This is a genomic window from Providencia alcalifaciens (assembly GCF_020271745.1).
Classification (GTDB): domain Bacteria; phylum Pseudomonadota; class Gammaproteobacteria; order Enterobacterales; family Enterobacteriaceae; genus Providencia; species Providencia alcalifaciens_B.
This window is the reverse complement of record NZ_CP084296.1, coordinates 2,963,444-2,987,007: the sequence shown is the minus strand read 5'-3', so window position 1 is coordinate 2,987,007 and position 23,564 is coordinate 2,963,444. Positions and strand designations below refer to the sequence as shown.

Genomic DNA, 23,564 nt, shown 5'->3' with positions numbered 1-23,564 from the left:
TATCTATTTCGAAACCTTAGAGGTACTTATCCCCATTTGGTCATCGTAGTAATACATGGTGTTTTCACGATATATAAAGCTAATCTCACCGTAACGTTTAGAAAGCTTTTCCGCGGTCTCCAGCTCACTTTCACGGTTTTCCAGTGATTGGTGATAATCTCGCACTAGCCATAATCTTTGCTTTAATGCACCTTCTATTGGCTGAAAATGAATACCATATTCAGGTGTTTTAATTACCCAGCCGTTGTCTTTATCGTATTCACAGAAATTCAGTTTATTTTTATCTGACAGAATCAGCGATAATCGAATTGAAGGCTGACTCTTTCTAAATTCGGCAAATTGCTGAGGAAGTGCGGTCATCCACCATGTACCTAAAGTAAATCCCCACAGTTTGGTCGGTTCATTGAGCGAGCTTGATGAGGTTTTAACCGGAATCCGAGAACGGACTCTCAACTTCGGTTGAGTATCCGTCGCTGCCCCCATCAATCGCTCTATCGCTGCATGCTCTAAACAGGCTAAATCTGTTTTTTGCTGGCTTTTCCAGTCTGCCATGTGCTGAATTCGCGGGATTGCATCAACAGATTTTAAAAGTTGCTGTTCATCAACAAGTTCACATAAATCATGCGTGGATAAATGAAGATTTAGCTCTTTATTCTCATAGCCAGGGCGAGAGAAAACATCCGTTATCTTGTGTTTGTCATTTTCATCTTCGGTAAATCCTTTCCAGTTATATTGCAGCAAGGCCATATTTGGACTTTCAATTGCCCCCTCACGATGACGGCGAACGCGCCCTGCCATTTGGATTATTGACCGGTAAGATGACGGCTCAACGACAGCCCAATCAAAATCATGGTCTCGCCCAACCTCTTCAACTGGCGTCGCCACCAAAATAAAAATCACATGTTTGGCTTTACCTTGTTGATGAATGTGGTCCAAATGCTGTCGAATAACTGGGTTTTGAAACGCTTCTGGCGGTTCGCCCGGTTTTTCTTTGCGTTTTAACACCGCATCAAGGTGTTTCTCTTGCTCATGGCGCAGCAATAAAACTTGCTGACTGTGATAAGCCATAGCGCGAATTTCAACATCTTCAGGCCATTCACAGGATAATAAATAGTGCGTTAAAGCGACACAGACTGGAATATTAGCGACACGCACAACCCCGAATGAAACATTCAAATTAGTGTGTGCATCAACGCATGAGTGGGTTTGATGTAAACCAAGAATAGCTTGCTGAATATATTCGAAATATTGAGTTTGTTGGCCACTACCCTGCACTTTTTGCATCGGCACAATAAAGGCTTTTCTACGGACAACCAATGACTGCAACGTTTTAATGCGCCTAACAATAAATTCATTATGGTCGTGCTTATACTGCTCAAAAGTTTGCTCAGTCTCTTCCGTATTAATCGTCGATATTTGGCATGAACGAATACACTTATCCTTTTTAGGATCATACTCCCCCTCATCCACCCATACACAGCCTATCTGTAATGATTTTTGATGGCTAAGTGCATGAATACGCCAGCCTTGTTGATACGCTTTAAAATAAAATAGGGCGAGTGTTGGTGGGATGGTTGCCGATGAGATCATCACCTTGCGCCCTAATATGCCCGCTAGGTAAATTAAACGGCCAATCGTAATGGAATCATCACCAGTAAAATCATCGATTTCATCAATCACTAAGTCTGATGACATTAAGCGCAAGTAAGGCAGGATATAGCGACCACCGCGAATGGTTTCTGTCGCCCCCATGATATGGTCAATCGTACAGGCTAAAATAGGCGCATACAGCAACGCCCTGTCTTTTGGTCGCGTTAAAACTGTGGAAAGCTCCTCTTCAGGCAAACTGCCCTGCCAACTTTCTTCGGACCAGTTCAGTTCCAGCTCTTCACCACCAAATAAACTCTCTTGTGATTCAGACCCGAACTCCGCTAATTGAAGCTCTCTTTCAAGCGCTTTTTCTCTTTCCTTTTCTTGATCTTTTTCTTCTTGGTGCAGCGCTAAAACGGCTTTTGAACCTATCAAAACTGCGAGATTTTCTTCATCAATCCCCAAACGCTCGCGATATTCATCCCCTGTTTGTAGGGTCAATGTTCGAAGCCCTAACGCAAGAATAAACCGCATGCTTTGCTTATCTTCCGATAATGCCTGCATAATTTTTGCGTTCGCGGTCGTTTTACCACAGCCTGTGCTCGCAATATTAACGATAAAATAACCTTGGGTTTTGTCCTCCTGATCATCACGATATTGATAGATGGTGTTAACCACATCTTCCTGCCAACTGAATTTCCCAGTCGCATTTTTATGATGTTTTAGCTCAGGAATATCATTCGCCATTGGTGGTTCTGATTCGAAAAAAGGCAGATATTCAGATACATTCGCTGCAATATTGGCGACGTTAACTAAATGTTCATCGAGCTTTTGTTTATATTGAACTGTTTCATTGACACGCTGCGTATTGGCGTAAAGCGCAATATCTGATTGCCATGTTGGGTCGGCATCTTTCGAAGAATAATTATGATCCCCAAGCATTAAACAAAGACGTGCATGCTGAGCGACGAGCCGCCAGCAACCATTTTCCATGGCTTCTTTGAAAAGTGGTAACTGGTGCTTAAGATGCTCAGCGGCTCGGCTAACCGCTTGCAACCATACCTGCGACTGACTTAATAAACCTTGAGGGAATTCAAAACACTGGCTAACTCTGCGCTGATATTCATTCTCATCATAACAATTTTGATATCCCCATTGCTGGCTGATTGTTTTAAGTAATTCAGGTAAGGTATCTCGTGCTTTATCTGCCCATTCATTTTTAACTTCATAAAATGGCAGTCTATGATGAGAAACAATTAACCAAACTAATAATGATGCCGCATCAGGGAGGTCACTCAGTGGCTTACTGAAAGTATTATTATCTTTCACCCATTCTTGTAACTGTTGTTCATCCCAGGAGCCATTAACTAGTGTATCTATCCAGCTCTCATCATCTTTAGTTGCAAGGCTGCTTTTTACTAGCGCACTAAATAATAGTGATGAAATCCACTCGTGCCGAAGCGGGTCTCCTTTAAATCTATTTTTTGAATTCGGTGCCAGTTTTTCTTGGAACAATAAAGATGCTTTCCCCCAGTCATGCAATAACGCCGCTAAACGGGTAAAAGCATTAATTAATGGTAAGTATTTCCAGTTATTTTCCAGCTCACTCCCTAATAGCGATTTTTCGGTTCGATTGACGGGAACATAACCTTGCTCATTAAATTTACTTTTTTTACCCACCACCCAAAGTAATTGGCTGCGAGAACGAGAGCGGATCCAGTGGCAACTGACAGCAGTATTACGGCTAGCGCTTTTACGTAACATTTTTTGAACTGTTAATAACCCCTCTTGGGTTATTAACGTTTGCCAAGTGTTATCGCCAATTCGGTTAGCAAAGGCATCTAATACGCGCCTTGTTCTTTTCAAGGCGTGTTTTTCACATTGAGAAACAAACGTCACCATCATGACTTCGATTCCTCTTGTTGTGGCTCAACCGCTGCCTGAAGCGCAAGCGCTTTCACAGTATCAAACATAAAATCTAAGGCGTGATGATCCACAAAAGACTGCAAGATTTGCTGACGGAACTCTTGTTCAGTTGCATCCTCTTTTCCGCAGATAAATGCCCATGGCAGTACAATTGCATCTTTAATTAGATCTGCAATATCGAACACTAAAGCTCCGCGACGGGTTTTCCCATGCATCACAGCGAAACCATGAGGGATGCCTAACACCCATAAGCAACTAGCGGCTAATCCATATGCCAAGTAATTACCGTGATTTAAAAAAGCGTTGGTTTTATCTAACGATTGATGTTGGCGGGAAAATTTTTTATGTTCGGTATTATTTGCAGCGTATTTATAAAGGGCTTTTGTTAATTGGGCTTCAGTTAATAATAATTCTTGTGAGTTTTCAGCGGACTCTGTTCGCAAATGAAATGTTTTTAACGCTGACTGAATAACATCTTGCTGATAAACAAAACCTTCGTTTTTCAGTTCCCTTGAGCCTTCCCACACCGACTGTAAGTATTGGATTCGCGCTTTTTGCAGTTTTTTCGCAACAGACAATCTTTTTGCATCATCAAACCAGAAACTTAGCCAACCCTGTAGATACTCTGTTGGGCGATATTCACTTTGAGGGGTAAACCATTCTACTTCGGTTGCCATATACAGAGGCGTTCCACCCCCGCCACAAAATCCGACCAATACCCCCGCTTGAGATAGCATTCTCATTGCAGCTTGAGTCACAGATGTGCCTGTACCTAACAGTAAAACAGTGGTATTGGCGATCGGGATATTAAAGTAGAGATTTTCGTTTTTCGCTTCCGTGAAATAAAGCACTCGACCGTCTTTTTGCATCACTCGGCAATGCTCTAAGTAGTACATATTGGCACGTTTTGAATGCAAAATGGTTTTCAAATCTGACGGTGAAAAATCATCCATATCGACTTAGCCTTTCCCTATATCAATAAATATTTTGAATCATTTATTCCATTTAAGTCTGTCTCTCATATCAATACAAGCTTTAAAAAAATCGAAGAGTCAATTTGCGAGAGGCTTCGCAAAACCTTAAAGAACAAACTTGACTGAGTTGTTCTTCCCTTAAAAACCATGATTAATAGTTTAATAAAAATAATTATAGTTGCCAGAATGGCAACGCTGAAGAGCAATGGTAGATTGTTGATAGTCAGGAAACATACACATGGCTATATCATTCATTATGATCGGAAAATACAAATATGATTTTCAATGAAGCAATTCAGACCGCTAATCATTTGATTCATCTTATCCCTATTCTAGGTAGAAACCATTCTCGACAAGATTATGATGATGCAATTAAATTGGTTGAGTATTTGATTGAACATGACCCTGACAATCCATTAGTTGAGATCTTATGCACTAAAATTGAAGATTATGAAGAAAATGCCTCTGAATTTGCCGATTTCAATCGCAAATTGAAACAGTGTGATAGTGCTATTGCTGTATTACGAACTTTGATGGACCAATATGGTTTAAATACAACTGATTTTGCTGATGAAATAGGCTCACGCTCTTATGTTAGCCGAATTTTAAATGGCGAACGTAGCCTATCTCTTGAGCATATGAAAAAGTTAGCAGAACGATTTAAGCTTCCTATTTCAATGTTTATTAAATAAAAAACTAGGCTGCCAGTATGGCAGTGAACACATTCTTGGCGGTTTTGCGTAAAAACTCATTTTTCTAAGCTGCCTGTACGGCAGTGAACATTTGCCGGTAGGTCATAGGAGACTTTGCAACTTTCTAAGCTGCCTGTACGGCAGTGAACAAATCGGTTATTTCAGTTTTTGCACCACACATTTTCTAAGCTGCCTGTACGGCAGTGAACAAACAGGCGCGTGATTATACACGTATCAACTATTTCTAAGCTGCCTGTACGGCAGTGAACCAAAAAGGTTAGCTACTGCAATGCGACCTACATTTCTAAGCTGCCTGTACGGCAGTGAACGGGAGGATGGGAATCAATAGAGATGGTGAGAATTTCTAAGCTGCCTGTACGGCAGTGAACGGTAAAACTGAATTAGCGCTAACCATGATAGATTTCTAAGCTGCCTGTACGGCAGTGAACCAGTTAACATAGCTTTATAGAATAATCTTCTATTTCTAAGCTGCCTGTACGGCAGTGAACTGTGGTAGTGCATAGCACTGTGTATACGGTGTTTTCTAAGCTGCCTGTACGGCAGTGAACGATACGCAAAGTTATATCTACATGGATAACATTTTCTAAGCTGCCTGTACGGCAGTGAACAACGTGTGATTGAGGAGAGAAAGAGTCCCCATTTTCTAAGCTGCCTGTACGGCAGTGAACCATCGGCAGTTAATTTTACTGTTGTCTCTTCCTTTCTAAGCTGCCTGTACGGCAGTGAACAGTGTCGGCTCATTTAAATTTGACGTTACCACTTTCTAAGCTGCCTGTACGGCAGTGAACAACGCCAATAATCGCCATAACGCTATGCTGGATTTCTAAGCTGCCTGTACGGCAGTGAACCTACCCAGCAGCGATTCACCGCCTCGCATATATTTCTAAGCTGCCTGTACGGCAGTGAACTTTAGCCGTAAGCCACAGTTACGCCAGCTAATTTTCTAAGCTGCCTGTACGGCAGTGAACTTGAAAGTCATACGCATGGCGGGGTTCAATCTTTTCTAAGCTGCCTGTACGGCAGTGAACGCTCATGCAAAGTGCAAAAATTGCGCGTTATATTTCTAAGCTGCCTGTACGGCAGTGAACGCTATTTTTATGCAGCTAGCGCAGACCAGGTTTTTCTAAGCTGCCTGTACGGCAGTGAACTCATGACCAATTGTGAACTTGTTGCCTGCTATTTTCTAAGCTGCCTGTACGGCAGTGAACGTCGAGCGTGAGTATGCAGTTAAGATATTAGTTTTCTAAGCTGCCTGTACGGCAGTGAACAACAAGATGGCGCAAGTCAACGCGCAATTGGCCTTTCTAAGCTGCCTGTACGGCAGTGAACTTTCACCGATAGCATCTGCGGTAGCTTCCGCTTTTCTAAGCTGCCTGTACGGCAGTGAACTTGTAGGCATGACGGCAACGCCATACCGCTTATTTCTAAGCTGCCTGTACGGCAGTGAACTCTCTATCTGTCTGCTACTAACCCCTGAAAAATTTCTAAGCTGCCTGTACGGCAGTGAACATTTCAACTTTGGTGATTTAAACCGCCAACGTTTTCTAAGCTGCCTGTACGGCAGTGAACAACCTCGCAAATTTACCGACACCGAAGCCAGATTTCTAAGCTGCCTGTACGGCAGTGAACAAGCTTACGTTGCTAAAGCAAGTGAGTTTTTTTTTCTAAGCTGCCTGTACGGCAGTGAACCTACACTACTGAATATCGTACTTTCCCAGTGTTTTCTAAGCTGCCTGTACGGCAGTGAACATATAAAATACAATGGTGTTCAATATCACCTATTTCTAAGCTGCCTGTACGGCAGTGAACGCTATTTGGCTAAAAGAAATAAGCGGTAAGAATTTCTAAGCTGCCTGTACGGCAGTGAACTAAAATTCCACTTTGCGGATTTTTTTCCAAATTTTCTAAGCTGCCTGTACGGCAGTGAACAAAAATTCACCTTCTTTTCTCACCGTGATTGTTTTCTAAGCTGCCTGTACGGCAGTGAACAAATTCGATGGTAAGTTTGCGGCTATCATATTTTTCTAAGCTGCCTGTACGGCAGTGAACTATAACTTATCAGAGATAAAACAAATCACAACAACCAATTAGCGTGAGATACACCAGAATACCTTCTATTTTCAGGCAATGGGTAACAAATTGTTTATTAAGCAATTTATTAAAGAGCAAAAAACAAAGGTCAAATTCATCGTGACAAATACTATAAACCAACAACAGAAAAATAAACTCTGTTATCTCGAAAGAGAAAGGTGAAAATGTGGATTGGAATATGAACATTAAAACACTAAAAAATCGTGTGAGAAAAATCAGAAAGGAAAATTGGAAAGACACATCAAAAATACTGGGAAGAAAACCCGCACCCAATACACATGCCACTGCTACAGGGTGCGGTAAAAATCAATTAACGACTGCCAAATAATGACATGCTGTTCAGATCTTTGAAAATATCTTGAGAAGCTTGGAACATCGCCTTCTCTTTATAATAATCCGTTGTTGTCGCCGTCCAGTTAGTCTCTAATAACTCACTCTTACGTGCCGCATTCTGAATAGAACGGGTATCCGCTAAGAAATCAAGTTTATCAATCTCTTGCAGCTGTAAACCTTGCTTCGCTTCAATATTGGAGATTTGATCCAATGCCGCTTTGATGCCACGGTTAGCCGTGTCCATACCCGCTTGCGCTCTGTCTAAATCCGCTTGTGATGCATTTTCTTGTGGAATGCCTAGCGCTTTGATGCCTTCGTTCAATGCTTTAAACACATTGACCATACCCGCATCATCGGTTTCAAACACTTGTGCGCCAGTGAAATAGGTCGTCATTTCACGCTCACTCGCGACGTTCTGAGTGATTGGCTTATCACCACCCTGATATAGCACTTCACCGTCTGCATCAATTTCAAATGGCGGCTTATCGGATTTAAAGCCCGCAAAAATATAGCGACCATTACCGTCAGTGGTGTTACCCAGTGCAACCAATTGATCTTTCAGGCCAGTCAGTTGCTCAGCCAGTGAATTGCGGTCTTTATCACTCAAGGCACCTTGGTTAGAGGCCTGAATAATGGTGGTATCAATTTGTGTCGTGACATCCGCCATTTGAGTCAGGATACTCATTTGCAATGTCATGCCAGTTTTCGCAAAACCACGGCTGGTCACATATTGTTGGTTACGGTTTTCAGACTGGTTTATACGCACCGCTTGAGATGACGCCTGCGGGTCATCTGAAGGCTTATTTACACGCTGCCCTGAAGCCAATTGGCTACCTGCCTCCATCCAACGAGATTGAGCGTTATTCATGTCCTGCAAGCGTTGGTGGAAAATCATATTAGTACTTAAACGCATCGCTTAAATCCTTATTAATTTCTGATTAAAACCCAGTATTTTTAACCGATTAGAACACACGCATTAATGCATTGAATAAATCATCAACCGTCTTTAATACCTGAGCATTCGCGTTAAAGAATTGCTGGATTTTTTGCATTTGAATGCTCTCTTCATTCATGTTAACCCCCGAAATTTCTTGCTCTTGGCTATAGAAACTTTCGGTCATTTTATTCTGGGTTTCAGAATCAATTTGCGCTTGTTTAGTACGACTTCCCACATCATTGACCAATGTTGCGTAGAAATCAGAGAACGTAGAGCCACCATCAATCAGTTTTTGATCTTGCAGCTTAACTAACTCTTTGATGTTTTCGTTGTCACCCGGGCCACCATCTTTACTGCCCGCTTTTGCAAACTGCGAAGAATCCGTCACTAGCGTTGACATACTGTTGATCACACCATTCATCGGTTTAACGACGAAAGTATCTCCTTGTGCAGGAGAATTGGTCGTGATTTTGAGTTCAATACCTTCAAATTTCAGTGAACCTGGAGTGGTCGTATCCACTTTAACGTCAACACCATCCGGTAAACGGGTCACATTCCATTTTCCGCCATCAAAACGCATTTCATAGTTTTTGCCAGTGACTTGCGATACATCGCTGTAACTCAAATCAAAGTCAGTTTTACCGGCATTGAAGGTGTTGCTAACCACAGAGCCTTTACCAATCGCGAAAAAGTCTTTGCCCGTTTCGCCATTAGAATCAAAGCCTTTTTGGTGAATTTCATTAAATTTAGTCGCAAAAACTAACGCTAATTTATTGATTTGCTGATAAGCAGGATCGAGCACTTCTTGACGTGAACGCAAAATACCGCTCAATTCACCACCTTTGAAAACTTCATCAGGGATTTCACGAACTTGGTCATTCGCGCCTACAAAACCAATGCTAAAACGGCTGTCATCTTTTGAGGATGGCACCGCTTCTAAGCGGTTAGCTTTTTCGCCAGTGACGAGCGGCAATCCACTCGCAAAGGTCACGTTATAGTTGCCGTTTTGTTCGATAACTTTAACGCCAATCAACGAGTTAACCTCATTCACTAAGCGGTCGCGTACATCCAGAAGATCATTAGGTTCTGAACCACTGACAGAGCGTACACGCGCGATTTGTTGGTTTAAACCCGCAATTTTTTCTGCGTAGATGTTGATATCTTTCACCTGATTTTCAATTTGGCGGTTGATATCACGTTCCATCTCTTGCAGTTGCTTATCTGCTTCTTTGAATTGAGAAACTAACGCGTTGGATTGCCCTAAGAAAACGTCAAGCAGCGTTTTGTCGCTCGCGTCACTGCTTGCTGTATCCAGCGCAGTAAAGAAGCTTCCAATGCTACCAGACAAGTCTTCGATATCGTTTGTCAGCAGGTCATCAACTTTGTTGCAGTTTTTCACATACGCCTCGAAATCACCGCTACGTGCGCGGGATTGGCTGTATTGTGCATTGACAAATTCATCAAACTCACGGCGAACATGGCTGAAATAGGTGCCGTTACCAAAATAACCATTAGGTGTCATCGTACCGGGATTCTCCCCGAAAACAGCACTTTGGCGGTGATAGTAACCCACGCCAGCGTTCGCTAAGTTGTTAGAAATAACACTTAACCCGCCTTGCGCAGCGTTCACACCGCTGAGCGCATTATTCATTACATTGTTCAGCATAAGCTTTTCCTATTCTTGGGACTGAGCGCGTTGATTGGCTGACTCAATCTCAGCGCTAGCCACTCAAAATTTTTCACTTATTCATTTATCGGAAAGTTGGCGCAAATGTTTAGCGCAAACTTTGATTTATCGAGACGCTTTAAAAGATATCGTTTAAGTCGATGTTATAAGCTTGAATTGCCCGTGATACCGGGGTATTCCCCACACTGCCCGAACCACGAATCTGGTTAATTAACGTGATCAATTTGTCTGAGTATCCAGGGTCGGTCGCATACCCCGCTTTATGGAGGCGACGTGCGGCAATTTCAGGGGTTGCGGCGTGTTTAACATCTTTATAGCGAGGATTCTCCGTTAACAAGCTGATATAGTCGGATATTGCCTCTTCATAGGAGCCATACACACGGAAATCATCGCGCATTTTGATAGTTTTGCCGTTGATCACTTCCGTGGTCATAATATTCGTGACCGGTCCTTGCCAATTTTTGCCCGCTTTAATACCAAATAAGTTATGGCTAGCTTTGCCTTCCGCAGTCAGAATTTCTCGTTTTCCCCAACCACTTTCTAATGCCGCTTGCGCCAAAATTAAGAAGTGGGAAATACCGCTTTTTTCACTGGCATGTTTAGCAGGTTCAATCAATTGATTGATAAAATTGCTACTAGAGAGCGATAAGGATTTGATTTGCTTAAAAGGTGATGCCAGTGCATCCCCCATGGCAGGGGCGAATCGTCGAACCATTTGTTCTAATGCGAACGGTGGCAACGATTGCAGGTCCTGCTCATTGAGAGGCATAAATGCGCCTTGTGCCGGTGAGCTTGGTGATTGGTCTCGGGTCAATTGCTGATACATCATTTCCCCAAAACCAAGCCCTTTTTGGGCAAGATCTTGGGCAATTTGTTGGTCATACATACTGGTCATCATACGCGTTTGGTCACTGGAGAACATGCCATCCTGCGGTAATGCAGAGCGCATACTTTTAAGCATCATTTCCACAAATGTCGCTTCCAGTTGCTGCGTCACTTGACGCAGCCCTTGTTCCGGCGATTTGTTTAACTCGCCTTTTAAACTGGTTAACGACTGGACATCATACGCAGCCCCTTGTAATAACTGCATATCGCTCATTAGATGATCTCCAATTTCGCGCGTAAGCAGCCCGCACTTTCCATCGCTTGCAAAATAGACATCAAATCTGTTGGCGTTGCCCCTAACGTATTGAGCGCTTGGATAACTTGGTTAAGCTGAACGCTTGCATTCACTTTCTGTAGCGCCCCACCTTGCTCTTTTACGCCAATATTGGTGTTACGAGTGACCACCGTTTGTCCACCAGCAAATGGCGTATTCGGTTGGTTAACTTGGGTTTGTCTCTCAACCGTAACGGCTAAGCTACCGTGTGCGACCGCACAACTGTCTAAGGTGACACTGCGATTGATCACAACAGAACCGGTGCGTGAATTCAGAATAACTTTGGCTTCTGTCATTGGCGTGCGCACATTCAGTTCTTGAACCTGCGATAAAAAGCGGACTTGGTCCGTGTTATTTGCAGGAACAAGTAATTGAACAGTTCGCGAATCTAATGCGCGTGCAGACCCCATTCCCCCCAGACGGTTAATCGCATCGGAAATGTCTTGTGCCAATGCAAAACTGTCTTCGTTAAGTTGCAGGTTGATAGCGCCACTTTGACCAAAACTACTGGCCAGTTCACGTTCAATCGTTGCACCATCGGTAATACGGCCACCATTAAGCTGGTTAACTTTTACACTGCTTCCACCCGCGCTAGCCCCTGCTCCACCGACTAATACGTTACCTTGCGCCATCGCATAAATTTGTCCATCAACCCCTTTTAATGGAGTCATCAGCAAGGTACCACCACGTAAGCTTTTTGCGTTACCCATCGAGGAAACAACCACATCCACGGATTGACCGGAGCGACCAAATGGTGGCATCTTCGCCGTGACCATAACCGCTGCGACGTTTTTCAGCTGCATATTGGTGCCTGGCGGAACGGTGATGCCCATTTGGGACAGCATGTTATTTAAGCTTTGAGTGGTAAATGGCGTTTGCATGGTTTGGTCTCCCGTTCCATCCAATCCGACCACTAAACCATAACCAATTAATGGGTTATCTCTCACCCCTTGTACCGTGGTGAGATCTTTAATTCGTTCGCTGTAGGCAGGAGCAACAAATAGGCTCCCGAAAAGGCAAACAAATGAAATGAGAACGAATAATTTGTTTTTCATTGATTTTTCTCGGCTATTAGCTGACGGATATTCACTTAGTAAGGGGATACATTTAAGAAGAAACGCTGTAACCACCCCATTGTTTGGGACTCGTTGATATAGCCATCACCAACGTATTCAATCCGAGCATCAGCCACTTGCGTGGAACTTACATTGTTATCTGCGCCAATCGTGCGCGGGTTCACCACGCCGGAGAAACGAATAGATTCCGTTCCTTGATTAATCGCAATGCGTTTTTCACCCACGACATGCAAATTGCCATTTGCTAATAACTGGTCAACGGTCACTGTAATTGTGCCTTTAAAGGTATTGTTGGCATTTGCGCCACCTTTGCCGTTAAAGTCGCTGTTTCCTTTCACATCAATTTCTGTGTTGCTACCGCCTAACCAACCTTGCATAAACCCAGGCAGAATCGCTGCCAAGAATCCGGTTTTTCCGCTACGGTTTGCATTTGCAGACGAGTTTTTACTCGCACTCACGTTTTCTTGTAGGTTGATCGTTAAGATGTCGCCAACGTTACGTGGTCTTCTGTCTTCAAATAGCGGCTGGTAGCCGTAGTAAGCAGGTTGAGCACTTTGAAAAATGGCACCATTAGGAGCAGGTGCTGTGGGTGCAGTCGGTACTGCACTGGTTTGAGTGTCCACCAGCGGGCGTGGCTTAATATGTGCACAGCCATTTAATGTGACCGCCACTGCCGCAACCAAACAGACGGATTTTGTGGTCTGTAACACTGTTTTTCTCCGCTTAGGAACAATACCGTTTTCAATCATCATGCGACTCTTTTGCTACTGGATACCTTTGTCATCACGAAAAGCAGTTCACGACTTTATTCATGAACTGCCATCCTTACTTACAGCTGTGTCAGACGTTGCAGCATTTGGTCTGATGCAGAAACTGCCTTGCTGTTAATTTCGTATGCACGTTGAGTTTGGATCATATTCACCAACTCTTCTGCTACGTTAACGTTTGAGGTTTCTAACATGCCTTGATACAGCAACCCTGCACCATTAGTGCCTGGTGCACTCTCATTCGGTGCACCTGAACTTGCTGTTTCCATGTACAAGTTTTCACCCATGCTTTCTAAGCCAGCATCGTTAATAAAGGTGGTTAACGTAATTTGACCGATTTGCTGGGGTTGGTTGTCCCCATACACGGTGACTGAAACCATACCATCACGGGCAACACTTAAGCTGTTGGCGTTTTCAGGGATCATGATCGCAGGGACAACTTGATAACCGCTCGATGTGACCAATTGACCATCTTGGTTACGCTGCAAAGCACCATCTCGGGTGTAAGCATCAGTACCATCTGGCATCTGAACGTGTAAAAAGCCTTGCCCTTTGATGGCGATATCCGTCGTCGTGCCAGTTTTATTTAAGTTACCTTGGCTATGAATACGTACTGTCGCCACTGGGCGCGCACCTGTACCCATTTGTAAACCTGATGGTAATGAGGTTTGTTCTGAACTCATCGCACCCGGTTGGCGAATGTTTTGGTACAGCAAATCTTCAAATACCGCACGTTGGCGTTTAAAACCATTGGTGCTGACGTTTGCCAAGTTGTTGGAAATCACGTCTAGGTTCGTTTGTTGAGCATCAAGCCCTGTTTTTGCAATCCATAAAGAGCGGATCATAGTCATTCCTTACTAACAATTGCCGGCTAGTGGCTAGCTGTTAGTGATTAGCTGATCGTAAGTAGTTGATTGGCACGCTGCGCATTTTCGTCTGCGCTGTGGATCACTTTCATTTGCATTTCAAAATGGCGAGCATTGGCAATCATGGAGACCATGGCTTCAGCGGCATTGACGTTACTGCCCTCAATCACTCCGGAAGTCACGACAGCACGCTCGCTCATCGGTAATCCTTCGCCATTCGCTGCTTGCGCCTGAGGGGATAGGTGGAATAATCCATCTTCGCCACGGGCTAAGTCTTGCGGCTGCGCTTCAACCACTTTGAGGCGACCAATCTGTCCCAACATGGTTGGCGGATCGGTTGCCAGCAACGCGGTAATGGTGCCATCGTTACCAATGGTTAATTCCGCGTTAGGTGGCACGTTGATAGCGCCGCCATCCCCTTGCAACACACGCTCACCAATCATCAATTCACCGTCTGGCGAAATTTGAATGTTACCGTTACGGGTATACGCTTCAGTGCCATCGCCTAAAGCGACTGCCAAAAAGTGTTTATCATTCAACGCAACATCCATTGGCCTACCGGTATAATTCAGTTGACCTTGGCTCATATCCGCACCAGGTGTTGATGCAACAACTAGCGTACGCGTCTGCTCGGTATCACCGTGAATAGGCACCGCGCGCATCGCTGACAGTTGGGCTTTAAAGCCCGCTGTTGAAACGTTCGCAATGTTATTCGAAACAATACTTTGGTTTTCAAGCGCATGACGCGCCCCGCCCATTGCGGTATAAATGACATGATCCATCGCCAGCCTCTAGGATTAACGTAAGTTAACCAGTGTTTGTAACATCTGGTCTTGGGTCTTAATGGTTTGGGCGTTGGACTGATAGTTACGTTGCATCACAATCATGCTGATCAGTTCTTGGCTCATATCTACGTTGGACGATTCCAGCGCACCACTGGTCAACTTACCAAATTGACCTACACCCGGAACGCCATCCATTGGGTTACCAGAAGCGTTAGACGCGGCCCAGACGTTGCCACCTTGGGAAACTAAACCGTTCGGGTTAGCAAATGCGGATAACGCAATTTGACCCACGACGCGTTTTTGTTGGTTGGAGTAGTTAGCAACAATCAGACCGTTATCTTCGATTTTAAAGGTGGTGTATTCACCCGCTGGGTAGCCGTTGACATCGATAGCACTGACCGAAGACTCACTCACTTTTTGTTGGCGAGTTTTGCCTAAATCAACTTGCAAAGTGCCATCATTCGCGCCATTTAAGCCTTTAAATGGGAAAGCAAACGTTGTTGGGAGTTGAACCGTAGTGTCTGGGTCACCTGGGTTTGGACCTTTTACTACTTTTTCAGTCATTAACTTACCGTTACCGTCAAATTCTAGCTCCCCCAATTTTTCAGCTTTGGTTTCACTCGCGTCTTTGGCATGAACTTCCCATTTGTTATCGTCTTTCTTCACAAAATAGACAGAAATTTCATGGGTGTTACCTTGGCTATCATAGGCCGTCATGGTAGTGCTGAAGTTATACGTTGCAATATCATCTGGGTTGTTTGGATCAAACGCTTTGGCTTTAACTTTATCTTCTGAGTTCAAGTTAATGGTTAACTTAGCTAAATCAGATTGTTTCGCGTCCATCATATCCGTTGGGATATTCATCCCACCCGGAACACCGCCGCTTTGTACCGTGACGTTACCTTTATCATCCACGCTTGCCGGATACCCAGTCACTACCATGCCTTGGTTGTTGACTAAGTTACCGCTTTTATCACGCAGGAATTGACCGTCACGGCTGTAATAAACATCACCGTTTTGGTCTTGAACACGGAAAAAACCGTTACCGGAAATCGCAACGTCGGTTGCTCTATCAGTACGGGTAATTGGACCATCTTTGAAGTTTTGAGTGACGGCTGCAACGTTAACACCTAGCCCAACACCGGAGCCGGCAAACATATCAGCAAACGAGGTTGTCGCCCCTTTAAAACCGTTAGTTGCGGAGTTGGCAATATTGTTACCAATCGAGTCTAGCCCCGCTGATGCTGCGTTTAAGCCACTGACTGCTTGTGAAAAAGACATATTTTCTCCATGAATATTTGGGGAATAAAAGTTTGGGGAATAAAATTAAGATGCGGGATACACTTTAAAGATGCTGCTTAGTGGCACGCTTTGCCCTATTCCAACATCCAGTAATGGTGCGTCTGAGCCAGGTGTGACACCATTGACACGGGTATAACCGAGTTTGGTGACCTCAATTTCAGACCCCATCCTGACGGCTTTCACATCAAAGAAATATTTACCTTTCGGATCGGCAACCACATTGCCGTTGTTATCGCGACCATCCCATGCCATATCGTAAATATCGGGTTTCACTTCTGAGTCATAAGTGATGGTGCGAACTACGCTGCGGTTTTTGTCTCGAATGGTAATTTCAACGCTATCGGCCATCTTCGGTAGGAAGAAACCAAATGGCGATGAAATGTAATCGGTTTGCGGCTCTTCAGTGCCTTCCTCGCCTTCTGTTGCGCCAAAATTACTGAGCCCAAAGTTAGATGGGCTATTCGCACTAATCACGTCATCAGGTAACGGGTTAGCCGGCTTAGCCACATTGCTATTTTCGCCGTTGCTCTCTTTTTTCAGTGGCGCAAGCACAATCTCATTGCGCGGGATAAGCACCCCTTTGCCCACGAGTTGCGTCGCCTGTAATGACTGTCCAGACCCAATTTGTTGCGAAATTCCGGTGACGCTATCGCTGAGTTTATTCATACTCTCAAGCGTGGCTATCTGCGCCAGTTGCCCAGTTAAATCCGCATTATCCATTGGCTTGGTTGGGTCTTGGTTCTGCATTTGTGTGACAATCATGGTTAAGAATGTGTCACGCATATCATCACTTTGACTTTTCTTTGGAATATTACTCGCTGCGGCTTCGGGGCCTGCAACCGAGTTATCCAAAGAGTCATTCATTGAGGCAGAAATTCCCATTGCGCGTCTCCGTTACTGACCTAGCATTAAGGTTTTCTGTAGCAATGTTTTAGCGGTATTCATGACTTCTAAGTTAGCTTGATAGCTACGCGATGCGGAGATGGTGTTGATCATTTCACCCACCGTATCGACGTTAGGCATCTTCACATAGCCTTTTTCATCTGCGAGAGGATGACCGGGCTTGTATTCCATACGCGGAGGAGCGGGATCTTCGATTAATTCACTCACACGAACGCCACCGACTTGGTTGCGACCTTGTGGCGCCATTTGAAAAACCACTTGCTTCGCACGGTACGGTTCACCATCAGGACCCACCACACTTTCTGCGTTCGCCATGTTACTCGCACTAACGTTTAAACGCTGAGATTGCGCGGTTAGTGCAGAAGAGGAGATATCAAAAATACTGAGTAGACCCATAACCCTTACCCTTGTTGTAGAACGGCCAACATACTTTTGACTTGGCTATTGATAAATGTAAGATCGGCTTGATATTTCAACGTATTATCAGCAAATTGGCTGCGTTCAACATCCATATCAACCGTATTTCCATCCATTGACGTTTGATAAGGCACGCGATATTTCAGATCCAGCGCAGCAGGTTTCATATCATGGCCTTCAATATGTCCTTTAGCTGTCACTGCCAGTGAAATACCCTTTCCTTTCACCACGCCTTTATTCATCGCTTGTTGTAATTGACGATTAAAATCAATATCACGCGCTTGATAACCGGGGGTATCCGCATTGGCGATGTTAGAAGCCAAAACAGTCTGTCTTGCTTCTCTTATAGACAAAGCCCGTTGCGAAAAAGCAAAGGTGGCATCTAATTTATCAATCATGGTTTCCTCAATGGATTTCAGTTAATTCCTAATCGATTTAGACGAAAATTAAGAATCTTTGAATTGCAGTTTTTATAAACGCAAAGTTTGAATATAGAAATTCGATGCTCATATTAGCTGGCAGATAAAAAATCTAATGGCGAGATAAAGGCAAAATAATTGACCTATTTGCCTCATTCATTATTGATGATGTCGGTAAACTTAAAGGGTGAAAAGGTATGGGATGAAAAAGGAAACGGGATGATAAAAACTATTTTTTCAACTAAATATATTTTAATTATCAGTATATTAAACCTATTTTCTTTTTCTGTGCAAGCTTCTCTCCCACAAGATATTGACCAGTATTTCCGTAAAATTCATGGAAAACAAAATAGCGTATCAATTGAAATAAAAACCCCAATTGATAAATGGCCAAATTGTGATAAGCCGCAAATTAGCTTACCAAGTGGGGGTCGTAATATGGGGAATATTTCACTTCCTGTGCAGTGCGATAAGAAAAAACAGTACTTACAGCTGACGGTGAATGTCACTGGGCAATATTATGTTGCCACTCGCAATATTCAGCGGGGAGAAACCATTGAATTTGTGGATATTGGCGCCAAAAAAGGGCTTATTCACCAATTGCCATCAGGGGCTTCTACCGACAAGATGGCACTGCGTGGTACGTTAGCCCTTCGCAATATTACCGCAGGACAGACATTTACTAGCTCGATGGTTAGACGCCCTTGGGCTATTAAGGCGGGTCAAACCGTGTATGTATTTGCCACTGGCAATAACTTTTCCGTTAAGTATGAAGGTCGAGCCATTAATAATGCCGCTATGGGTGAGAATATTCGGGTTCGACTCATTAATGGGCAAGTGGTTAATGGTGAAGCTCAAGAAAATGGCAGTGTTCAAGTGGCGCTTAATTAGCTTAATTTAAAATTAAATCATCAAGTTATAGCATGATAATTTTCTGTTTTTGAAACGAATTACAGGTATAATTTTGCAGTTCGTCTGAAGTAGTTAAATATGCAGTTAATTATCATGATTTATATCGTGATTTAAGTGAAATTACTTACCTCACTGGTAATTTGAAATCTAACCGAATATTAAAGGTTCATTAATATCTGCCGATAACCTTCTATATCAAAAATATCGGGAACAGGAAAAATACTATGGCTATTGAGCAAACATCTGCAATCTCTGCCTTGACTCAGGTAACCACTCGCGATCCACAAGAAAACGCAGCGTTAGTTCGTGAGAAAAAAGTCTCCGCTAATGAAGTCGTTAAAGAAAGCACTTTTGCGCCAAGTGAGTTACAAAAGAAATTACTTCAGCCTCAAGCTTCTGATATTGATGTCGCTAAAGTTGAAAAAATCAAACAAGCCATCAAAGACGGCACCTTAACCATGGATGCAGGTAAAATCGCTGATGGCATTTTACGTGACGCCCATGAATGCATGCTTTCTATGAAATAAACTGAACGACTATGAACGACGAATTATTACTCCTATTAGAACAGCAGCTTGGTCATTTGCAATCACTGGAAATTGTGATGAAGAATGAAGAGTTATTACTGGGTTACCATCGTGTGCCACCTTCTCCATTTCAGGAAACGACGGAGCAAAAGCGTTTTTTAGTTGCCGCTATTAGTCATGGCGAGAACCACCGTTTACAACTGGAAGAGCAAGCAAAAATTGTTGCACCTTATGAAGGTAACCCAGCGCTCAGCCACACTTGGAATACAATTAAAGACCTGACGACTCAGCTAAAAGATTTGAATTATCGTAATCACCAAATGCTTCAACTGCATATTGAGCTGAATGCACAACGTCTAAATTTTGTGAAAAAGCATAATAATCAGTCAACTTACGGTGCCGATGGCTTAGAATCTAAACGCCCTGTGTTAGGAAAGAAAATTTCAATTTAGGTTTCTGACTCAACCTGTTTCCTTCACCCTCTATTTTTATCTGGTTAAATGATCAGAGTCTTTTGGTCGATTAAATTTAGTCTTTTGGTCGATTAGATTTCGCCTTTCTTGCTTTTATTCTAGCTTCAATACGCTTCACACCCTCTCCATCTATTACCCCGATTTTCTCTAGTCCTTTAGTAAATTCCAATAATTCCTTCAATGTGTCTGCCATGTTATTTTCACCATAATTATGTATAAGACATCAATACACTTTACTGATTAATATCTAAGGTCTTTTAATCCATGCTAGCGAGACTTAATACCGTCCGCACCGTTTGGTTTAAAACCAGTAAAGACTCCGATTGTTCTTTTGTATAAAACTGACATGAGAAAAATAGGCAGTGAGTGAGAAGTTATGATGCTCATCTCACTATGCTGCCTATTGTGATACTTATTTGTGTTTCGTTAACTTTAAATCAATCGACTGTTTATGACCCGCTGATCATCGATGTCATTCTAATCTTACGGTGATCGGTCATTTCTAAATTGGACATCACCACTAATTGCGGCAAGCTACGACGCAGGAAGCGGGATAAAATCAGCCTCAGGGCATGATTCACTAACAATACGGTTGGTGCGCCCATGGCTTCTTGATGCCCCACGGCTTCTTCTGCTTGAGTTTGAATAAACTGAGCTAAGTTTGGCTCTAAGCCACCGCCATTCTTCGCGGCTTGTAGCAGGATTTGCTCCAACTTCGCATCCAACCCAATTACTTGAATCTCTTCCGCGCTACCAAACCATTGCTGGGTAATGGCACGTCCCAGCGCTATGCGCACTTGAGAAGTGAGGTAATCGGTATCTTTTTGTTCACCATTCTCACCTGCCATTTCAGCCAGCGTTTCAATAATGGTGCGCATATCGCGGATCACCACATCTTCCATGAGTAGGTTTTGTAAAACGCGGTGCAAGATGGTCAATGAAATAGTGTCAGGGATCAAATCATCTGCCAGTTTTGGCATCTCTTTTTTCACTCGGTCATACAACATTTGGGCTTCTTGGCGACCGAACAAAGTACTCGAGTATTGCAGTAAGATTTGGTTAAAGTGCGTTGCTACCGCGGTACTTGCGGAAACGACGGTATAACCTTGGATTTGTGCTTGTTCACGTAAATCGTCATCGATCCATACCGCAGGCAGACCAAATGCAGGCTCTTTGGTGATATCCCCTTGTAAAGTCCCCGCCGCATTGCCTGGGTCAATCGCTAAGTTACGTCCTGGTTGAGCTTCTCCACGACCCACCTCAGCCCCTTTAATAAGAATGCGATATTCACATGGGGATAGTTCTAGGTTGTCGCAAATATGCACTACCGGAGGTAAGTATCCGACTTCCTGAGCAAATTTCTTACGTAGCCCACGAAGTCGACCCAGTAGCTCCCCCTGTTGATCGTTATCCACCAACGGAATTAAGCGATAACCGACTTCCATTGCCAGTAAATCTTCTAACTGCACATCATCCCATGTGGCTTCAACCACTTTATTGGCTTCTTGGAAATGTTGCGCTTGACTATCATCCATCGCTTTCTCTGGACTGCGACTGCGTTTGACCAGATACCACCCTAATGCAGCCAATGCCGCAGTGAACAGTAGGAAAACAAAGTTAGGCATCCCTGGAATAAGACCAATCAACCCTAATACCCCAGCACTGAGCCACATCACACGCGGGTTATTAAACAGTTGAGTGACCATCTGCTCACCAACATCTTCATCAGTTGCAACGCGAGTGACGATAACCCCCGCCGCCGTTGAGATGATCAATGCTGGAATTTGGGCGACTAGACCATCACCGATGGTTAATAAGGTATAAACGCTCGTTGCATCACCAAGGGTCATATGATGCTGACCCACACCGATAATCAGACCACCAATGACGTTTATCACCATGATCATAATCCCGGCGACGGCATCACCACGAACGAATTTGCTCGCACCATCCATTGAGCCGTAAAAATCAGCTTCTTGGGTTACTTCTGTGCGGCGTTTTTTTGCTTCATCATCATTAATAATACCGGCGTTTAAATCGGCATCGATGGCCATTTGCTTACCCGGCATACCATCAAGTACAAAGCGAGCGCCTACTTCGGCGATACGCCCCGCACCCTTGGTGATAACCATAAAGTTAATCAGAACCAAGATAATGAAAACGACGATACCAATGGCAAAGTTTCCGCCAACCAGGAAGTGACCAAAGGCTTCAACGACGCGCCCTGCTGCATCCGGTCCAGTATGACCATCCAACAGAATGATACGCGTTGAAGCGATATTCAAAGATAGACGTAATAACGTTGCAAACAGCAAAATGGTGGGAAATGCGGCAAAATCCAATGTCCGTTTGGTGAACATCGCCACTAACAGAACCATAATGGACAGAGCAATGTTAAAGGTGAACAACAAATCAAGCAAAAATGCCGGTAATGGTAAAACCATCATCGACAGAATCAGTAATATCAGCACGGGCCCAGCGAGGATTTGCCACTGAGTTCCTTGTAAGTTTTTCGGCAATTTTAAAAGTGCAGCCAAATTAGCCATCGCGATTGTTATCTCCAGCAAAATCCAGCGTCGGTGGCACTGGTAAATTCTTCGGTTTCTTTGGTTTCAGGCCACCTTCACGACGCCAACGGCGTAATTGGTAAACCCATGCTAAAACTTCTGCTACCGCTGCATACAGCGCAACAGGGATACTTTGTCCAATCTCCGCATGGCGGTATAACGCACGCGCGAGCGGTGGAGCTTCAAGTTGTAAAATACGGTGCTCTGCACCAATTTCTTTAATACGTTGAGCAATGACCCCCGCGCCTTTTGCCAAGACTTTCGGCGCTCCCATTTTTTTATCGTCATATTTTAGGGCGACAGCGTAGTGAGTCGGGTTGGTGACAATCACATCCGCACTGGGTACATCCGCCATCATTCGGTTACGCGCAATCGCCCGTTGTTGCTGACGAATTTTGGCTTTAATGTGCGGGTCACCTTCTTGCTGTTTAAATTCGTCTTTAATTTCTTGGCGGCTCATCCGCAACTTTTTCAAGTGGGAGCGAAATTGATAAAACACATCAAATGCCACCATCGGGATTAATAGAAAGACAATTAAATAACCTGCAAAAATCACCTTCTCGAGTGCATTCGCCAACGCCGTTATCGGTGGCTCCATCACCAAATGGAGTAACGATGGCCAACTTTGCCAAAGGAAAATGGATGCTCCTAACCCCACAAACAGTGATTTTAATATCGCCTTAAACAATTCAGATAAGGCATTCATGGAGAAAATTCGCTTTAATCCTTTGATTGGATTTAATTTTTTTAAGTCAAATTTAATCAATTTACTATTAAATAACAGCCCGCCCACCAGTGACGATGCTGAGATCCCCACCAGCGCTAATCCCCCGATAATTGGAAATAGGGCGAATAACGCCTCACTAACTACCCTTCCCAAATAACTGAGCATTAGCCCGGTGTTTTGCAGGTAATGCCCGTCAAAGATAAATCCTTGTCGCATAATTTGTCGTAGCTGGTTTGCCAAATGCCCGCCACTTAACCACAGCAAACTGACTCCAGCCAACATCATCATCAGGGAGCTTAATTCTTTGGAGCGAACAATTTGCCCATCATCTTTCGCTTTCTGCTTTTTATGGGGCGTGGGTTCTTCTGTTTTTTCTACATCACTTTCGTCGGACACGTGACTTCCAAAAAATT

Annotated in this window: 21 protein-coding genes and 1 CRISPR repeat array; of the genes, 5 read left to right on the top strand and 16 right to left on the bottom strand. The window is 43.8% G+C overall.

The window, feature by feature from the left end:
- Nucleotides 1–3: 3 nt before the first annotated feature.
- Nucleotides 4–3,495, bottom strand: a complete 3,492-nt coding sequence (gene cas3f / locus LDO51_RS13625) for a type I-F CRISPR-associated helicase Cas3f (protein ID WP_225574990.1) — start codon at nt 3,493–3,495, stop codon at nt 4–6.
- The gene (cas1f, locus tag LDO51_RS13620) at nt 3,492–4,469 is read right to left on the bottom strand and encodes a type I-F CRISPR-associated endonuclease Cas1f (protein WP_225574989.1); all 978 of its coding nucleotides are present in this window, start codon (nt 4,467–4,469) and stop codon (nt 3,492–3,494) included. The genes cas3f and cas1f overlap by 4 nt, the downstream gene beginning before the upstream one ends.
- Nucleotides 4,470–4,765: 296 nt before the next feature.
- Here cas1f and LDO51_RS13615 point away from each other — a divergent pair, with 296 nt between their 5' ends.
- Nucleotides 4,766–5,182 (top strand): helix-turn-helix domain-containing protein, encoded by a 417-nt coding sequence (locus LDO51_RS13615; protein ID WP_225574988.1) that lies wholly within the window; start codon nt 4,766–4,768, stop codon nt 5,180–5,182.
- 61 nt (nt 5,183–5,243) lie between these two features.
- A CRISPR array of direct repeats spans nt 5,244–7,252; the repeat unit is 28 nt; unit sequence TTTCTAAGCTGCCTGTACGGCAGTGAAC.
- Nucleotides 7,253–7,460: 208 nt separating this feature from the next.
- A complete protein-coding gene (locus LDO51_RS19750; protein ID WP_225574987.1) occupies nt 7,461–7,622 on the top strand; it encodes a hypothetical protein in 162 nt (53 codons plus the stop codon).
- On the opposite strand, the gene flgL is transcribed toward LDO51_RS19750, so the two are convergent.
- The 11 genes from flgL to flgB all read right to left on the bottom strand — a co-directional run bounded on the left by flgL (nt 7,605) and on the right by flgB (nt 17,924).
- A complete protein-coding gene (gene flgL / locus LDO51_RS13605) occupies nt 7,605–8,540 on the bottom strand; it encodes a flagellar hook-associated protein FlgL (protein WP_225574986.1) in 936 nt (311 codons plus the stop codon). The genes LDO51_RS19750 and flgL overlap by 18 nt on opposite strands.
- A 49-nt stretch (nt 8,541–8,589) precedes the next feature.
- Nucleotides 8,590–10,230 (bottom strand): flagellar hook-associated protein FlgK, encoded by a 1,641-nt coding sequence (gene flgK / locus LDO51_RS13600; protein WP_225574985.1) that lies wholly within the window; start codon nt 10,228–10,230, stop codon nt 8,590–8,592.
- 139 nt (nt 10,231–10,369) lie between these two features.
- Entirely contained in the window at nt 10,370–11,350 is a 981-nt protein-coding gene (gene flgJ / locus LDO51_RS13595) for a flagellar assembly peptidoglycan hydrolase FlgJ (RefSeq protein ID WP_225574984.1), read from the bottom strand.
- Nucleotides 11,350–12,465, bottom strand: a complete 1,116-nt coding sequence (locus LDO51_RS13590) for a flagellar basal body P-ring protein FlgI (RefSeq protein ID WP_225574983.1) — start codon at nt 12,463–12,465, stop codon at nt 11,350–11,352. The genes flgJ and LDO51_RS13590 overlap by 1 nt, the downstream gene beginning before the upstream one ends.
- A gap of 35 nt (nt 12,466–12,500) precedes the next feature.
- Nucleotides 12,501–13,235, bottom strand: a complete 735-nt coding sequence (locus LDO51_RS13585) for a flagellar basal body L-ring protein FlgH (protein ID WP_154628524.1) — start codon at nt 13,233–13,235, stop codon at nt 12,501–12,503.
- Between the two features lie 80 nt (nt 13,236–13,315).
- Nucleotides 13,316–14,098, bottom strand: coding sequence for a flagellar basal-body rod protein FlgG (gene flgG, locus LDO51_RS13580; RefSeq protein ID WP_225574982.1), 783 nt, complete (start codon nt 14,096–14,098; stop codon nt 13,316–13,318).
- Between the two features lie 47 nt (nt 14,099–14,145).
- Nucleotides 14,146–14,901, bottom strand: a complete 756-nt coding sequence (locus LDO51_RS13575) for a flagellar basal body rod protein FlgF (protein ID WP_225574981.1) — start codon at nt 14,899–14,901, stop codon at nt 14,146–14,148.
- Between the two features lie 15 nt (nt 14,902–14,916).
- Complete coding sequence (flgE, locus tag LDO51_RS13570; RefSeq protein WP_225574980.1) at nt 14,917–16,185, bottom strand: flagellar hook protein FlgE; 1,269 nt, start codon at nt 16,183–16,185, stop codon at nt 14,917–14,919.
- 45 nt (nt 16,186–16,230) lie between these two features.
- Nucleotides 16,231–17,088: a flagellar hook assembly protein FlgD gene (locus LDO51_RS13565; protein ID WP_225574979.1), complete on the bottom strand. Its 858-nt coding sequence runs from the start codon at nt 17,086–17,088 to the stop codon at nt 16,231–16,233.
- 12 nt (nt 17,089–17,100) lie between these two features.
- Complete coding sequence (gene flgC, locus LDO51_RS13560; protein WP_225574978.1) at nt 17,101–17,505, bottom strand: flagellar basal body rod protein FlgC; 405 nt, start codon at nt 17,503–17,505, stop codon at nt 17,101–17,103.
- A gap of 5 nt (nt 17,506–17,510) precedes the next feature.
- The gene (gene flgB / locus LDO51_RS13555) at nt 17,511–17,924 is read right to left on the bottom strand and encodes a flagellar basal body rod protein FlgB (protein ID WP_225574977.1); all 414 of its coding nucleotides are present in this window, start codon (nt 17,922–17,924) and stop codon (nt 17,511–17,513) included.
- 240 nt (nt 17,925–18,164) lie between these two features.
- Here flgB and flgA point away from each other — a divergent pair, with 240 nt between their 5' ends.
- The 3 genes from flgA to LDO51_RS13540 all read left to right on the top strand — a co-directional run bounded on the left by flgA (nt 18,165) and on the right by LDO51_RS13540 (nt 19,836).
- Nucleotides 18,165–18,836: a flagellar basal body P-ring formation chaperone FlgA gene (flgA, locus tag LDO51_RS13550; protein WP_225574976.1), complete on the top strand. Its 672-nt coding sequence runs from the start codon at nt 18,165–18,167 to the stop codon at nt 18,834–18,836.
- A gap of 245 nt (nt 18,837–19,081) precedes the next feature.
- Nucleotides 19,082–19,384 carry a flagellar biosynthesis anti-sigma factor FlgM gene (gene flgM, locus LDO51_RS13545; protein WP_225574975.1) on the top strand — a complete coding sequence of 101 codons (303 nt, stop codon included), beginning with the start codon at nt 19,082–19,084 and terminating at the stop codon, nt 19,382–19,384.
- 11 nt (nt 19,385–19,395) lie between these two features.
- Complete coding sequence (locus tag LDO51_RS13540) at nt 19,396–19,836, top strand: flagella synthesis protein FlgN (RefSeq protein WP_225574974.1); 441 nt, start codon at nt 19,396–19,398, stop codon at nt 19,834–19,836.
- Between the two features lie 76 nt (nt 19,837–19,912).
- On the opposite strand, the gene LDO51_RS13535 is transcribed toward LDO51_RS13540, so the two are convergent.
- The 3 genes from LDO51_RS13535 to flhB all read right to left on the bottom strand — a co-directional run bounded on the left by LDO51_RS13535 (nt 19,913) and on the right by flhB (nt 23,547).
- Entirely contained in the window at nt 19,913–20,050 is a 138-nt protein-coding gene (locus tag LDO51_RS13535; RefSeq protein ID WP_225574973.1) for a hypothetical protein, read from the bottom strand.
- Between the two features lie 256 nt (nt 20,051–20,306).
- Nucleotides 20,307–22,403: a flagellar biosynthesis protein FlhA gene (flhA, locus tag LDO51_RS13530; protein ID WP_225574972.1), complete on the bottom strand. Its 2,097-nt coding sequence runs from the start codon at nt 22,401–22,403 to the stop codon at nt 20,307–20,309.
- On the bottom strand, nt 22,396–23,547 hold the full coding sequence (gene flhB / locus LDO51_RS13525; protein WP_225574971.1) for a flagellar biosynthesis protein FlhB: 1,152 nt from the start codon (nt 23,545–23,547) through the stop codon (nt 22,396–22,398). The genes flhA and flhB overlap by 8 nt, the downstream gene beginning before the upstream one ends.
- Nucleotides 23,548–23,564 lie beyond the last annotated feature (17 nt).